This is a genomic window from Mesorhizobium sp. 128a (genome assembly GCF_053848025.1).
The window spans coordinates 185,394-200,080 of record NZ_JBSPKY010000010.1; the positions used below are offsets into that span (position 1 = coordinate 185,394).

General features: G+C 63.9%; 13 protein-coding genes. 8 read left to right on the top strand and 5 right to left on the bottom strand.

The genetic code is table 11. From position 1 onward, the window contains the following. Positions 1 to 9: 9 nt before the first annotated feature. The 3 genes from ACWTU9_RS18260 to ACWTU9_RS18270 all read right to left on the bottom strand — a co-directional run bounded on the left by ACWTU9_RS18260 (position 10) and on the right by ACWTU9_RS18270 (position 3,303). A complete protein-coding gene (locus ACWTU9_RS18260) occupies positions 10 to 1,125 on the bottom strand; it encodes an ABC transporter substrate-binding protein (RefSeq protein WP_455859482.1) in 1,116 nt (371 codons plus the stop codon). Positions 1,126 to 1,210: 85 nt separating this feature from the next. Continuing rightward, a complete protein-coding gene (locus ACWTU9_RS18265) occupies positions 1,211 to 2,302 on the bottom strand; it encodes an ABC transporter ATP-binding protein (RefSeq protein ID WP_455859483.1) in 1,092 nt (363 codons plus the stop codon). Positions 2,303 to 2,406: 104 nt separating this feature from the next. After that, positions 2,407 to 3,303 (bottom strand): LysR substrate-binding domain-containing protein, encoded by an 897-nt coding sequence (locus tag ACWTU9_RS18270; protein WP_454588241.1) that lies wholly within the window; start codon positions 3,301 to 3,303, stop codon positions 2,407 to 2,409. Positions 3,304 to 3,386: 83 nt separating this feature from the next. Here ACWTU9_RS18270 and ACWTU9_RS18275 point away from each other — a divergent pair, with 83 nt between their 5' ends. After that, on the top strand, positions 3,387 to 4,985 hold the full coding sequence (locus ACWTU9_RS18275) for an amidohydrolase (protein WP_455859484.1): 1,599 nt from the start codon (positions 3,387 to 3,389) through the stop codon (positions 4,983 to 4,985). A 21-nt stretch (positions 4,986 to 5,006) separates the two neighbouring features. Beyond that, complete coding sequence (locus ACWTU9_RS18280) at positions 5,007 to 5,939, top strand: dimethylarginine dimethylaminohydrolase family protein (RefSeq protein ID WP_455859485.1); 933 nt, start codon at positions 5,007 to 5,009, stop codon at positions 5,937 to 5,939. 319 nt (positions 5,940 to 6,258) lie between these two features. Here the strand turns inward: ACWTU9_RS18280 and ACWTU9_RS18285 are convergent, their stop codons facing one another. Together ACWTU9_RS18285 and ACWTU9_RS18290 are read right to left on the bottom strand one after the other, a co-directional pair. Next, positions 6,259 to 6,633, bottom strand: a complete 375-nt coding sequence (locus ACWTU9_RS18285; RefSeq protein ID WP_455859526.1) for an FCD domain-containing protein — start codon at positions 6,631 to 6,633, stop codon at positions 6,259 to 6,261. Between the two features lie 108 nt (positions 6,634 to 6,741). Continuing rightward, a complete protein-coding gene (locus tag ACWTU9_RS18290) occupies positions 6,742 to 7,293 on the bottom strand; it encodes a cytochrome c (protein WP_455859486.1) in 552 nt (183 codons plus the stop codon). A gap of 526 nt (positions 7,294 to 7,819) precedes the next feature. On the opposite strand from ACWTU9_RS18290, the gene ACWTU9_RS18295 reads away from it, so the two are divergent. The 6 genes from ACWTU9_RS18295 (at position 7,820) to ACWTU9_RS18320 (ending at position 14,682) form a co-directional block, all read left to right on the top strand. Then, entirely contained in the window at positions 7,820 to 9,349 is a 1,530-nt protein-coding gene (locus ACWTU9_RS18295) for a tlde1 domain-containing protein (protein ID WP_455859487.1), read from the top strand. Between the two features lie 142 nt (positions 9,350 to 9,491). After that, a complete protein-coding gene (locus ACWTU9_RS18300; RefSeq protein WP_455859488.1) occupies positions 9,492 to 10,277 on the top strand; it encodes a ThuA domain-containing protein in 786 nt (261 codons plus the stop codon). 83 nt (positions 10,278 to 10,360) lie between these two features. Continuing rightward, entirely contained in the window at positions 10,361 to 11,419 is a 1,059-nt protein-coding gene (locus tag ACWTU9_RS18305; protein WP_455859489.1) for a Gfo/Idh/MocA family protein, read from the top strand. A gap of 131 nt (positions 11,420 to 11,550) precedes the next feature. Next, complete coding sequence (locus ACWTU9_RS18310; protein ID WP_455859490.1) at positions 11,551 to 11,952, top strand: GFA family protein; 402 nt, start codon at positions 11,551 to 11,553, stop codon at positions 11,950 to 11,952. A 55-nt stretch (positions 11,953 to 12,007) separates the two neighbouring features. Continuing rightward, positions 12,008 to 12,823 carry an N-formylglutamate amidohydrolase gene (locus ACWTU9_RS18315; protein WP_455859491.1) on the top strand — a complete coding sequence of 272 codons (816 nt, stop codon included), beginning with the start codon at positions 12,008 to 12,010 and terminating at the stop codon, positions 12,821 to 12,823. Beyond that, the gene (locus tag ACWTU9_RS18320) at positions 12,820 to 14,682 is read left to right on the top strand and encodes a flavohemoglobin expression-modulating QEGLA motif protein (protein ID WP_455859492.1); all 1,863 of its coding nucleotides are present in this window, start codon (positions 12,820 to 12,822) and stop codon (positions 14,680 to 14,682) included. The genes ACWTU9_RS18315 and ACWTU9_RS18320 overlap by 4 nt, the downstream gene beginning before the upstream one ends. The last annotated feature ends 5 nt before the right edge of the window (positions 14,683 to 14,687 follow it).

The following is a 14,687-nucleotide window of genomic DNA, read 5'->3' on the forward strand; positions in this document are numbered from 1 at the left end:
TCCGCCCGGTTAGGCGGAGATGATCTTGGTGTATTCGTCGAGCGCCGCGCCGTAGTTCTTGGCATACCAGTCCATGTCGAGCGCGATCTGCTTCTTCATGTTCTCGGGGTCGACCGGATTGATGCGCTTCTTGTCGGCGGGGATCAGCGCGTCGGCAGCCGGATTGGCCGGGCCCTGGCCCAACTTGTCGAACATGACCAGCTCCTTCTGCGGATCCTGGGTGCTGGCGATGAACTTCATAGCCGCTTCCTTGCCGCCCGGATTGCCCTTCAGCACGGCGAGCGCGCCGGGCGAGATCAGGCCCTGGTCCCAGATAAACTTGATCTTGCCGCCCGAGTCCTGCTCGATCAGCGAGGCGCGCGTCGACCACACGATGGCCATCGAGGCTTCGCCGTTGAGCAGCACGCTCTGGCTTTCGGCTCCGCCGCCCCAATAGGCCACGACATTCTCCTTGAAGGCGGCGATCTTGTCATGCGCGCGCTTGAGATCGAGCGGGTAGAGCGAGGCCGGCGCGATGCCGTCGGCGAGAAGTGCTGCTTCCCAGCTCGACACGCCCCATTTGTAGAGCGAGCGCTTGCCCGGGAATTTCTTCACGTCGAAGAAATCGGCCATGCCGGTCGGTGCGTCCTTGCCGTATTTCTCGGAATCGTAGGCGATCACATAGGAGAAGAAATAGGTCGAGGCGGCGTATTCCCAGCCAAAACCTTCGCGCATCTTCTTCTTGTCGACGATGGCGTAGTCGATCGGCTCCAGCGCGCCCTGGGCGCCGAGCGTGATGGCCGAAAACGGGTCCACGTCGACGAGATCCCAGGTCGGCGCGCCGCTCTTGAACTGCGCGGCAATCGCGCCTTCGGTCGGGCCCGAGCCGTCCATCTTGACGGTGATGCCGGTGTCCTTGGTGAAAGCCTGGCCATAGGCGGCGTCGTAAGCCGTGATGGCGTCGCCACCCCAGTTCACCAACACCAGTTCCTTGGCCTGGGCGAAGGCGCCGCTCGATCGCAGCAGCATCGGCGTGCCGGCAAGCACGAGGGCTGCAAGCTGCGTGAATTGCCGGCGCGAAATCTCGCCGCGCGCTGCCCTGGCGGTCAGGCCGTCCATGGCTTGTTTTTTGGTTTCGTTTGTCATGTCAGTTCCCCTTTTTGTTGTTGATAGTTCCGGTGATTGTGGCGCGCTCCAGATTCTTTGCTGGAAGACTTCGCCGGTTTGGTCCTCATCCTCCGTCCGGAAGGAGGAAACCTTTTTCCGCCGGCCAGGTCAGCCATACGGAATTGCCTTTGCTCAGCGCCGCGGCCGCGACTTCGTTCGGCACAGACACGGTCACCTTGGCGCCTTGCCGCGTCGTCAGGTCGAGCTTGGTCGCCGCACCGAGATAGGTCGAACCGACGGCGGTTGCGGCAATGCCGTTCTCGCCGGAGGCTGCTTCGCGTGCGATCGACATATGCTCGGGTCGGATCGCCAATATGGCGTTGCCGTTCACCGCTTCGGCATTGCCGCGCAGCGTGATCGCGCGGTCCTCGCATAGAGCCGTGGCGCCATTGTCGGCGCGTTTCACCCCCTTCAGCGGCAACATATTGATCTCGCCCAAAAACTCGGCGACGAAGCGATTGGCCGGCCGGTCGTAGACCTCGTCGGGCGCGCCGACCTGCAGCAATTTGCCGTGGTTGAAGATGGCGACGCGCGACGACAGCGCCAGCGCCTCGCTCTGGTCGTGAGTGACGAAGACGAAGGTGGTGCCGGTCTCCTGGTGCAGCCGCTTCATCTCGGCCTGCATCTGGCCACGCAAGCTCTTGTCCAGCGCCGAGAACGGCTCGTCGAGAAGCAGCACGCCTGGCTCGAACACCAAAGCGCGCGCCAACGCCACACGCTGCTGCTGGCCGCCGGAAAGCTGCGCCGGCAGCTTGGTCTCATGGCCCTTCAGGCCGACGCGCTCGATCATCTCGGCGACGCGACGCTTGATCTCGGCAGCGGATTTCTTGCGCACCTTGAGCGGGAAAGCGATGTTGGCTTCGACCGACATATGCGGGAACAGCGCATAGCCCTGGAACACCATGCCGGCGGCGCGCTGCTCGGCCGGCCGCTCGGTGATGTCGACGCCGTCGCTGAAAAGCTTGCCCTCGGTCGGCTGCACGAAGCCGGCCAGGATCATCAGGAAAGTGGTCTTGCCCGAGCCGGAGGGACCGAGCAGGGTCAGGAACTCGCCGCGGCCGATGTTGAGCGACAGATTGTCCAGCGCACGGAACGAGCCGAAGCTCTTGCCGATCCCGATTGCCTTGATCTCTGCGGCCCGGCCGGGTTGCTGCATTCTGCCTCTTTCCTTGGTCGTGGCTTGAGCGTAGGGCAGGGCGGCGGCTCACCGCAACCGAATAGTTTTCGCCTGATCGGCAAATTTGATTCACGGGTGGAAGGCTAGTACGGGCTGATCCGGTTCTCCGACAGCTTCGACCGCAGCCACCCCGCAAAGGCCTCCAGCACCGGATGGCTTGCCTTGGCATGCTCGGACACCAGGAAATACGAGCGCGGCGAGGGGATCGCAATGTCGAAGGGACGCACCAGACGGCCTTCGCTCAGCGCCCGGCGGCTGGTCAGCTCGTCGCCCATGGCGATGCCCTGGCCGGCGATTGCGGCCGAGAAGACGAGGTTCATGTCGGAAAAGAAAATACCGCCTTCGGTGTCGGGGTTTTCCACCTTGGACAGCGCCAGCCAGCGCGCCCAGTCCTCGGTGTCGCCGAGGTGCAGGAGGTTGGCGCGCAGTACGTCGGCTGGTTTTGAAAAGCCGCCGACCTTGTTGAGCAAGGTCGGGCTGCAGAGCGGCGTGAACGAGATTTCGCACAACAATTCGACTGCCCGGTTCGGCCAGTTGCCGACGCCGAAGGCAATGAAGGCGTCGGCGTCCGGATTGCTGACATCGTCGAGGCGCCGTGGGGTCAGGATCGACAGCGCCACATCTGGATACATCTGCCGGAACTCGCCGATATGGGTACATAGAAACAGGGAGGCGAAGCCCGGCGTGCAGGAGACGGCGAACGAGCCGCCCACGCCAGTGCCAGCCTGGCGTGTCACCGCGTCGCCAAGCACGGTCAGCGCCTTGCGCACATCGGCGGCATAGCGCTGGCCGCGCGGGGTGAGCGCCACGCCCTTGCCGATGCGCTCGAGCAGGTCGAAGCCGAGGTCGCGTTCGAGCAGCCGCAGCTGATGGCTGACCGCGCTGCGGGTGAGGTGCAGTTCGTCGGCAGCGCGCCAGACGCTGCCGTGGCGGGCAAAGCTATCAAGGGCGCGCAGCGCCTGTGTGGAAGGTATTCGCAAGAGGCCTCAGGTGAACCGAATTTGCACGAACCGGGAAAACATATCACTTTTTGGAAAGCCGCTTCACTGCTTTCTTGAATGGCATGGAGAAACCGGTGACGACCTCAGCGCAAGCCACCGCGCTTGCCTGTCTCGACGGCATCCAGCCGTCGCTATCGGCCTGGACGCGCACCATTTTCGATTTCGGCGAGACCGCCTGGCGCGAATACCAGTCGGCCGCCTGGTATATCGCGCGGCTGAAGCATGAGGGGTTTTCCGTCGAAGAAAGCTCGGCTGGCATGCCGACCGCCTTCTGCGCCCATTGGACGAACGGTCCCGGTCCGACCATCGGCATGTACGCCGAATACGACGCCGTGCCCGGCAATTGCCAGGATGCGGCAACGGTGAAGCGGCCGCGCCCGGGCCTCGGCGGCGAGGCCGGCGGCCACACCGATCCGCATTCAGGGCTCGGCATCGCCAGCCTCGGCGGACTTCTGGCCACCAAGGCGGCGATGCAGCGCCACGGCATCGAGGGCACGTTGCGCTTCACCGGCGAGCCGGCCGAGAAGGTCAGGGGCTCGAAGCCGATCCATGCGGCTAAAGGCTATTATGACGGCCTTGCCGGCATGATCTCCTTCCACCCCTTCTATATGCTGCCGCTCTGCAACACGGCGCGCTGGGACACGCATTGCGGGGCTGCCTATGCGATGATCTATCGCTTTATCTGCGACGAACCTGAAAGCTGGGTGCGGGCCGGCCACGGCGCGCCGATCCCGCAGGCGCATTCGGTTGTCAGGCCGCCCGGCGCCAATGATGCGCTGATGACGATGTACATGGCCTCCAAGGCGCTGCGCGATTCCATGCTGCCGCACCAGGGTGGCTGGTCGATCAGCGAGGCGATCCTGACTGCAGGGCAGGCGACCGCCGACAATCTGCCGGCAGGGCTGGCCGAGATCCAGTACATGATCCGCGTGCCGACCCTTGCCATGGCCGAGCAGGTCACATCAGTGCTCGACCGCAACGCCGCTGCTGCTGCAGCCGTCAGCGGGTGCCGCTACGAGCGGCACTGGGTGTCGAAGTCGAGGCCGGGCCTCGCCAACCACGCCATGGCAGGGATTGCCTATGAAGCGCTGTCCACGGTCGGCCCGCCGCACTGGGATGAGGCGGCGAAGACGATCGCCCGCGAGGTACAGGTCAATGCCGGCGGCACCGCGACCGAAAACCCATTCATCGACGAAATGGAGCGATTAATCGCGCCGCAAGAGGCCGAGGCGATCCTGCGCCGCGATTTGCCACCGTCGCAGATCAACTCGACCTCCGACGACTACACCGATATGAGCTGGCACGCGCCGACCGCACGCTTCTATGTCGCCCGCCCGGCCTTGCGCTCCGCAAACGGCCACACCTATCCGTCCTGGGCGATGAATGCGCTGGGCGGCATCGCCGCCACCATCGACCCGATGGTCATTTGCGCGGCGAAGACCGTTGCGCTGGCGGCGCTGCGCCTGCTCGAGGACAAGGCCGCACGCGATGCGGCGATAGACGAATTCACCACCCGAACCGGCGGCGGCATCGGGGGCTCTGACTGGATCGCGCCGCTTTGCGACTATGACCCGCCGATCAATTTCCGCTGGCCGGAATATGTTACCACCGCGCGCGGGCGCGACTGGTGGATCCCTTCCGCCGGCACCGATCACCACTGATATCACCACGAGGAGAACCCCATGACCGTCCATGACCGCATCGTCGCAGAACCGTTTTCCTTGCAACGCCGCAATCCCAATGGCGGCACCAAGCCGCTGACATCATGGGGTTTCGCCAACGAGACCGACGTGCTGACCGACGTGCTGCTCGGCTCGCCCAATTTCCTGCGGCATCTGTCAACCAGCTCGCTGTCGCGCAAGCACCTGCGCGAGGCGCCCTGCAATGTCCAGATCGCGCAGGCGCAGCACAAGGACCTTGTCGCGGCATACGAGCATTTTGGCGTCAACATCCACTGGCACGAGCCGACGCCGGAACTGCCGATGCAGGTCTATTCGCGCGACTCCAGCGTCATGACCCCTTACGGCGCCTTCATCACCGCCATGGCCAATTGGTGGCGTCGCGGCGAGAACTACGCGGCCATCCGCACCTATGAAAAGCTCGGCATCCCGATCTACGACATGGTCACCGCAGGGACTTTTGAAGGTGGCGACTTCAATGTCATCGAGGAGGGCGTGGTGCTGATCGGCTGCGGCGGCGCCCGCACCCAGGAAGAGGGTGCCCGCCAGGTGCAGGCCTGGTTCGACAAGGAAGGTTGGGAAACGCGGCTGGCCTTTATCGACGAATACTACGTCCATATCGACCTGATGGTGGTGCCGATCGCTGAAAAGCTGACCGCCGTCTGCCTTGCCTGCACCGAGCCCGGCATCGTCGACTGGCTGAAAGGCAAGGGCCACGAAATCATCGACGTGCCGTTCCAGGACACGATGGCGCTCGGCTGCAACTTCATGTCGCTCGGCAAGGACAGGGTGATTGCGCCGACCTCGAGCCAGTCGCTGATCGGCCAGCTCAAGGCGCGCGGCTTCGAGGTCGCGGCGATAGACATGAGCGAAATCTCCAAGACCGGCGGCGGCGTCCACTGCATGGCGCAGGCGCTGAAGCGCGAGCCGGCGTGAGGGCACGGGTTGTCGTATTTGACAAAACAGGCCCGAAAGGGGAAATTGATTCGGTCAATAGAAGGGGGATTCTGTGAAAAAAGCCTATGAAAAGCCTAGCCTGGCCAAGGCAGGCAAGCTCGGATCGGTGGTCGCCTCAATCTCGTCGAAGCCCGCTCCCTGAGCGCCTGCGGCCGCTGCAGGCCGAAATTCGGCTGTCCTGGCTAGCGACAACCGGATCGAATTGCATGATTTGACGTCAGCCCGCCGGCTTGGAACGGCGGGCTTTTTGCTTTGCGCCAGAGCGCTGTCGCGCAAAGCCACCCGCGGCGTCAGCCTCCTAATCCAGTCTGTCCGAGCCTGAATTGAACTTGCGCCGGGCGTTTTCCAGATGCGCACGCATCGCCTGGCCGGCCGCTTCCGGCTCGTGGCGCTCTATCGCCTCGAACACCGCCTGGTGGCCGGCGAAACTCCTGCGGTTTTCGATCTCCGTATTGGCCACGTGGATGCGCTGGTTGATCAGCCATTCGACCAGCGCCTCATGCGCGGCAAGGAAGATCGGATTGCCGGGGATGACTGTCAGCACGCGGTGAAATGCTACATCGGTGATGGCGAAGGCCCGCGCCCGGGCAATGGCGCGTTCGTTTTCGGCCAGGGCGGCGGCCAGCGCGTCGATTTGCTCGCGTGTCGCCACCTCGGCGGCATGGCGAGCGATCGAGACCGACCCGCGCCGATGGCGTCAGCCGTCAAGGACGCCCAAGACCGGATGCGCAGCGTTCTCGCCCTCCCGGCGATCAAGGCGTGGCTGGCGTGACAGGCAAGCTCACTCGGTCCTCTGCCGGAATTTCGAATGACAGTTCGTGCAATCCTGCAGGATGAGATGCAGGATATGCTCTGCCGGGAGTTTGGCCGGATCGGTTTCCGCCGGGATCGAGCGCCTGCCGAGCAGGCTGCCGCCGCCCATTGCCAGACCGGCACCCATGCGCATGTCGTCGGTGATAACTTCAGGCGCGTGCTCGGCCTTGGCGGCGAGCGCGCCGGTCAGCATCCCGATGTGATTTGCCAGCGCCTCGAATTCTGCACGCGCCTGATCGATCTCCACCCTGGCCTGCGAAGGTGGCCCCAGCGAGCCGCTTGGAAACTCGGCAATCAGAGCAGGGTCGGTGCGTGCGCGAAGGGTGTCCGCCGCCGCCTTGAAGGCCGCAGCGTTATAGGCCTGTCTGCCGTCGAACATGCCGGCGATGGTTTTCGCTGCCGCCGCCATGTCCTTCATCGACGCCTGGCGTGCCGCAACGATTGGTCCGTCGCCGGCAGAGGCGGCCACCGCGAGGGCACAGACCAGCGACAGCAACGCTGCTCCCAAAGTCCATTTCACGGCGCCACCCCCGTGCCGGGCGATCCGTCGACAAGCGCGCATCGGGACTTCGCCGGCAGGTCGAATTCTTCGGTCGCGAGTCCGCTGCTCATCGGTCGATGTCCATCAACAAAGGTGGTAATTTTACTACGCATAGACCTTCCAGCGGCTGGAAGGTCAACCGCTCGAAGCGCCCGATCACCGGGCGATCAGCCTGACGTTGCAAAAAGCTGACGCAGCGTTTTCTTGACTTAGATCGCAAAAACGGGCAGCAAGGCGGGTGAGGGAGAGCATTTTTACCGTGGCGTAGACCATGGAGGGGCTCTTTTTTCGTATCGGGCACCGTGTAATCGGTGGCTGATGGAGGGATTGGTTAACCAACTTTGTCCATCTTTTGATTCAATCGGCAACAGACGCGAAAGGTGCAGGGGGCACCAGCGAACTGTGGATGTCACGGATGCGAGGGTCGCAAGCCTGCATGCCGATTGAGAGTGGTTGTATGGCGTTTTTGCGTTTGAATGACCGGGGCGACAATCCTGAACGGGATTTGACTTCGAAGAGATGCGGCAAGCGCTGGGTGGTGGTGCCGGCTGTCGGCGCGGCCCTTGCGCTGTGGTCGGTGGCGACGATGGCCGGGCTTTATTCGCTGGGAACCTCGCTCACCGCCGCTTCCAACACCTTGCCGCAAAGCCTGCTTCTGCAGCGCACGATCACGCTTGCCGATTCACGCCGCAACCTTGCCAATTCGTGGGCGCCGCGGCTTTCGGCGCAAAAATTACAGGCCTCGCTGCTCAGCCAATGCGACGCTGGCTGCGCGCATACCGCCGCGAGCTTCGCGCATGACGGCAAGATGGCACGGCTGAAGCCGGCCACGCCTGCTGTGGTCAGTGGCGCCATCGCGCCAAACACCAGCGTCGCGCTCGCCACTTCGCGCGGCATGCGCTTCGACGGCGTGGTGGCCAAGGCAAAGCTGTCGCCGCAAAAGCTGGCTGCCGCCTTCGCCAAGGCCTCGAATGCGCCCTTCATGCTTGCCAGCCTTCCAGCCGCAGCCCGTTTCGCCGAAGTCCGCATGCCCGACCAGCATGGGCCGGCCTCGGAGCGCTTTGGGCCGGAAGTGGCTGAAATCGAACGCTCGTCCCGCCTGGCGTTGGCGCTGGCCAACACCTTGCCGGATCAGGGCGCTGACATGCTGGCGCCGCCGCCGGCCGTAGCGGCAATCGTCGGAGCGCAAGATCCTGAGCAGGCCGAGGTTCAGGTCGCCTCGCTGCCGCCGCAGGACGATCTGCCGGACAACATTGCACTGCCGGGTCGGCGTCCGCGCGCCGAAACCGCTCAGCCTGCCGAGGCGCCCCAGGCAAGCAAGCCGCAGGCAAGCAAACTCCAGGACAGCAAACCCAAGGAAGCCAAGCCACAGGCCGACCGGGCGGCTGAGACTACCGCACCCCAGTCGCCGGCCATTGCATCGCCGCGCTCGCCGCGGAGTTCTTCTGAAGTCGCCGCACTGCCGGGCGTGCCAGGCGGCGAGACCATCCGCACCAAGCCGGGCAAGCGGGTGAAGGCACAGTCCGGCGAGATGCTGGCCTATGCCAAACCGGATGTCCCGGCTGGCGGTGTCGGCCGGGCCTTCAAGGATCTGTTCGCCACGCCCGGAATGGGCGGCGGCGTCGCCGTCTACGACATTTCGGCCAAGACCGTCTACATGCCGGATGGTTCGCGGCTGGAGGCGCATTCGGGACTGGGCTCGATGGTCGACCAGCCACGCTTCGTCAACAAGAAGAATGTCGGCCCGACGCCACCCAACACCTATGATCTGAAGCTGCGCGAATCCCGCTTCCACGGCGTCGAGGCGATCCGTCTCACCCCGGTCAGCGGCGGCAACAAATATGGCCGCGACGGCCTGCTCGCCCACACCTACATGCTGCGCGGCGGCCGTGCCGAATCCAATGGCTGCGTCGTGTTCAAGGACTATGCCCGCTTCCTCTCCGCCTACAAGAAGGGCAAGATCAAGCGCCTCGTCGTCGTGCCGCGGCTCTCGAAGCCGCTGACGCGAGTCGCTCAGGAAGGGCGTGGCGCGTAAGGCAGTAGGCAGTAGGGCAGTGAGCGCTCACTGCCCTTCTTTTTCACCTATTCCCCTACTGCCGTACTGCCTATTCCCTTTTCCATCCCCGGCAGTCTATGACTGATCGCGGCGGGTCGGCCTGGAATTCCACGAGGTATCAATGACAATACGCGCTGTCGTTTGGGGCGAGAATATCCATGAGCGGACCAATGAGGTGGTCGCCGCCCTCTACCCCGAGGGCATGCATACGACCATCGCCAAGGCGCTGAACACTGACAAGGCGATCTCCGCCTCGACCGCCACCCTCGAACAGCCCGAGCATGGCCTGCCGGCCGATCGTCTGGCCGAGACCGACGTGCTGGTCTGGTGGGGCCACAAGGACCATGGCGCCGTTGCCGACGAGGTCGTCGAGCGCGTCGCCCGCCGCGTCTTTGAAGGCATGGGGCTGATCGTTCTGCATTCCGGCCATTTCTCCAAAATCTTCAAGCGGCTGATGGGCACGCCCTGCACGCTGAAATGGCGCGAGGCAGGCGAGCGCGAGCGGCTCTGGGTCACCAGCCCCAGCCACCCCATCGCCGAAGGCGTGGGAGAATATTTCGAGCTCGAAAACGAAGAAATGTATGGCGAGCAGTTTGCCGTGCCGGAGCCGCTGGAGACCGTGTTCATTTCCTGGTTCCAGGGCGGCGAAGTGTTCCGCTCCGGGCTGACCTACCGGCGCGGCGCCGGCAACGTCTTCTACTTCCGCCCGGGCCACGAGACCTATCCGACCTATCACGACGCCACTGTGCACAAGGTGCTGCGCAACGCGGTGAAATGGGCGCACAACCCGCAAGGTTCGAAGTCGGCGATCCTCGACGCGCCGAACGTGCCGGTCGACAAGGCGCTGGAGCCGATCGTCGAGCGCGGCGGCAAGCTGCACGCCTCGGGCGAGGCGGGTTTCCGCTAAAACAAAATCCAAGAAAAAGGCGTAGCTGGACCGCATTCGTCCCATATGGTTGAATCGAACCAATTTCTCTCGGAGTGTAGAAAATGCGGCTTTTGATACTGGGTACCGGCTGGATGGCGCAGGAGCATGCCCGCCGCTTTGGCGCCATCGACGGCGTCGAGATCGTCGGCGCTGTCGATGTCGATGAAAAGCGCGTCGGTGAATTCGCCGACGGCTTCAAGATCCCGAAGCGCTTCACATCGCTGGAGGCAGCGCTCGGCTGGGGCGGCTTCGATGCGGTGGCCAACGTCACGCCGGACCGCATCCACCACCCGACCACCATGGCTCTGATCGCCGCCGGCAAGCCGGTGCTGTGCGAAAAGCCGCTGGCCGAAAACTTCGGCAAGGCCACCGAGATGGCTGACGCCGCCGAAGCCGCCGGCATCGTCAACATGGTCAACCTCACCTATCGCAACGTCGCTCCCCTGCAGAAGGCGCGGCAGATGGTGCTGGCTGGCGACATCGGCACCGTGCGCCATGTCGAGGCGTCCTATCTGCAGAGCTGGCTGGTGTCGAAATTCTGGGGCGACTGGCGCACCGATCCGAAATGGCTGTGGCGGCTGTCGCGCGGCCACGGCTCCAACGGCGTGTTGGGCGATGTCGGCATCCATATCCTCGATTTCGCCAGCTATGGCGCGGCGCTCGACATCGACCATGTGTTCTGCCGGCTGCGCGCCTTCGACAAGGCGCCGGGCAACCGCATCGGCGAATACGACCTCGACGCCAATGACAGTTTCGCCATGACGATGGATTTTTCCAACGGCGCCTTCGGCGTGGTGCATGCCAGCCGCTGGGCGACCGGCCACATGAACGAATTGCGCCTGCGCATCTATGGCGACAAGGGCGGCATCGAGGTTGTGCACAATCTCGAGGGTTCGGAGCTGAAAGCGTGCATCGGCGACGACATCGAGACCGCCAAATGGCAGGTGATCGACGCCGGCACGGTGCCGACCAACTACCAGCGCTTCGTCGATGCCGTCAGGAGCGGTGTGCAGGCCGAACCGTCTTTCCACCATGCCGCCGAACTGCAAAAGGTGCTGGATCTGGCTGTCGTGTCGGACGAGAAGCGTACGGAGTTGAGGGCCAGCGCCGACACGCAGTAACGTGTCTCACCAGCATGATCCCGAACCGAAGGTCAGCGAAGCGAAAAGCGGAATCCGGTTGCGGAGAAGATCAAGAAGATAGAGCCCCATCCCGATTCCATCGGGATGGAACAGGCTCGGGAGGAGCAACCATGGTCACCCGCCGCGCGCAATGTCTCTGCGGCCAACTGTCGGCAATCTGTTCGGGCGAGCCGGTGCGCATCTCGGTCTGCCATTGCCTGGACTGCAAGCGCCGCACCGGCAGCGCCTTCAGCTATAACGTCCGGTTTGTGGAAGGCGATGTTTCGATCGAGGGACGCGCGAAACAGTTCACACGCCTCGGCGATGAGGGCGGCCGCGTCGTCTACAATTTTTGCCCGGAGTGCGGCACCAGCGTCCACTACCGGATCGACACGCAGCCCGGTGTTATCGCTATTCCCGTCGGCGCCTTTGCCGACCCATCGTTCCCGCCGCCCTTCCAGTCCTTCTATCACGACAGCCGGCGCTGCGAATGGGTCGAGATCAAAGCCGAGCCGCTGGCGACGTTTGATTGAAGACCCGCTTGTTCGATGAAGCGGAACCGTCAGCACGTTCCGCGCATTTCGGAGCATGGACAAGACGATTTCCAACACCGACATGGGTGGATCGGGCTGGACGATCAAGCTCGGAGACAGTCCTGTCATCGGTACAGCCATCCACAGCGGCACCGACGTTGGCAGCCCCTCTCGATCGCTCATGTCTCTCTCCGAGCCAGACCGGCTTCGGGAAGAAGACCCGTTCACCGAGCGCTTCATCGCCGATTTTCCGACCCAGATCATCGTCCATCGATCGCGCTTCCAGGTCGATCTGAACCGCGCGCGCGACGCGGCGATCTACCTGTCCCCGGACCAGTCCTGGGGGCTCAAAGTCTGGCGCGAGCCGCCGGCCGAGGCCATCGTGCGGGAGTCTCTCGCCTTTCACGACGCTTTCTACAGCGAGCTGAAGCGTGTCCTCACCGATATCGAGAAGCGCTATGGCCGGTTCGTTCTCATCGACGTCCATAGCTACAATCATCGCCGCGATGGGCCGCAGGCTGCGCTGACGTCTCGCGACCTCGCGCCCGACATCAACATCGGCACGTCTTCCATGGACCGCGAGCGCTGGGCGCCTATCGTCGACGCGTTCATCGAGACGCTTCGCGGCCACCATCTCAACGGCGAGCCGATCGATGTGCGCGAGAACGTGTCCTTCCAGGGCAGGGGCGAACAGACGCGTTTCGTCCACACCAATTTTCCAGGGACCGGCTGTGCCATCGCGGTGGAGTTCAAGAAGATTTTCATGGACGAATGGAGCGGCGAACCCGACTGGGCTGCAATCGACCAACTGCGCGCCGCCCTTGCATCGACGATGCCCGTTCTGGTCGGGGCGCTGCGGGCCATGCGATGAAGCCCAAGCTTGTCGAGCCCACCTCTCCACTGGTGCAAATCGAAACGGATCTTGACGCGCTTTTCCGCGACGGCAAGCCGATCCGCCGCGAATTCGGCAACGGCAGCCGATTGCACATCGATCGGCCGCTGCCCTTTCTGTGTGTCCATGTCGGGTCGCACCAGGATGCGGCATTCCATGCCGTCTCCGCCAACGCCTCCTACCTGATCGCCGCCGACATTGAGCTCGCCGGCGAGATCGCGCGGCTGGTGGCGCGAAGGATACGCGATCACTGCGGCGCATTCCTCTTGCTGGACATCGGCGAGTTGGCCGAAGACCGGTTCCTGACCGACGATGTTCCGTTCCTGCCGCCCTTCGAGATTGCGCTGGCGTGCGGCAACACCGCGGCGGAGAACGCGGCCCGCAAGCGCTTCGCCGATGCGGCGTCGGCGCGCGAAGCCAAATATCGCACGCCCCGCGTCGACGAGCTCAGTCCCACCACACGCGCCGAAGCACGGCTATGGGATGATCCCGGTGATGTGGCGTGCCTGACGGTGCGCTTCGCACCGATCTACAGGGTGCCCGGCACCAAGCGCGTCTACCCCGAACTCCACGACCTCGTGGTCGCCAACATGGTCGATTCCGCGCTGCAGTCCGTCAGCGCCTTCCTGAAGGCTTCGAGCCTGGAACAACCGGCGACCCATCGTTCCCTGGGCCGCCGCGCCTACATCGACGCTGTCGTGCGGGCTGACCGTGCGCTAGACAATGTCGCGTCGACGTTCGATTTTCTGCTTGCCGTCACACCGATCAATGCCGAACCCTCCTGGCGGGAATTCCAGGCCGGCGCATTCGAGCGTGTGCCAACACTGCTTTACCGGCCGCTCGAGCTTGAGGTCGCCGATCAGAAGCGGAATCTCTATTCGATCTCGCTCGACCATCTGGAAGATACACTCCTGACCAGGCTGCTCTCCGAAAAGCAGCAGGAGCTCGATCTCCAGTTGTCGATGCTGGCGGCACGCGAAACCCCCCGCTTCATCGAGCTCGGACGAGCCCTCTATGGCAGCGTCGAGCCGAGCCTGGCGGCGAGGGCACGCGCCATTCTCGAAAGGCTGCCGCGGCCTGCCTCGGTCGCCCGTCAGAAGGGACTGGACGCCGCCGCCATTGCCACCGCAGCGCGAGACATGATCGCCGGATACCGCGCCGCCTATTCCGATTTCGATGCTTCCGTCGAGATCCGCGGCGACTTGCCGGCCGGCCTTCTGGTCGCGCGAAACCGGTTGTTGGTGTCGCGCGATACCAACCTTCCACCGGAGCGTCTGGCGGCGCTGCTCAGCCACGAGATCGGTGTTCATCTGCTGACCTATTTCAATGGTGCCGCGCAGGGGCTCGCCATCTTCTGTAGCGGGCTCGCCGGCTATGAAGGCATGCAGGAGGGACTGGCCGTGCTGGCGGAGTATCTGGTCGGCGGCATGACCGCGGCGCGTTTGCGGCTGATCGCGGCGAGAGTGATCGCCTGTCAGGCGATGCTCGGCGGCGCAACGTTTGAGGAAGCCTTCCGCATTCTGCGTGGGGATCTCGATGATCGCGAGGCCTTCAACGTCGTTCTGCGCGTCTATCGCGGCGGCGGCCTTGCAAAAGACGCCATCTATCTGCGCGGCCTGTTGCAGATTCTCGATCACTTGAGGAATGGCGGCAGCCTCACGCCGTTCTGGATGGGCAAGATTTCCGCCGCGCATTTCGGCGCGATCCAGGAACTCAACGCGCGCGGCCTGCTGCGGGCGCCGCGCCTCGAACCTGCGTTCCTCTCTTCCGACGCGGCCCGTCCGCGCCTCAGGAAAGCGATGGCGGGTATAGATCCGATCGATATGGTTGAAACCTGAGGGGG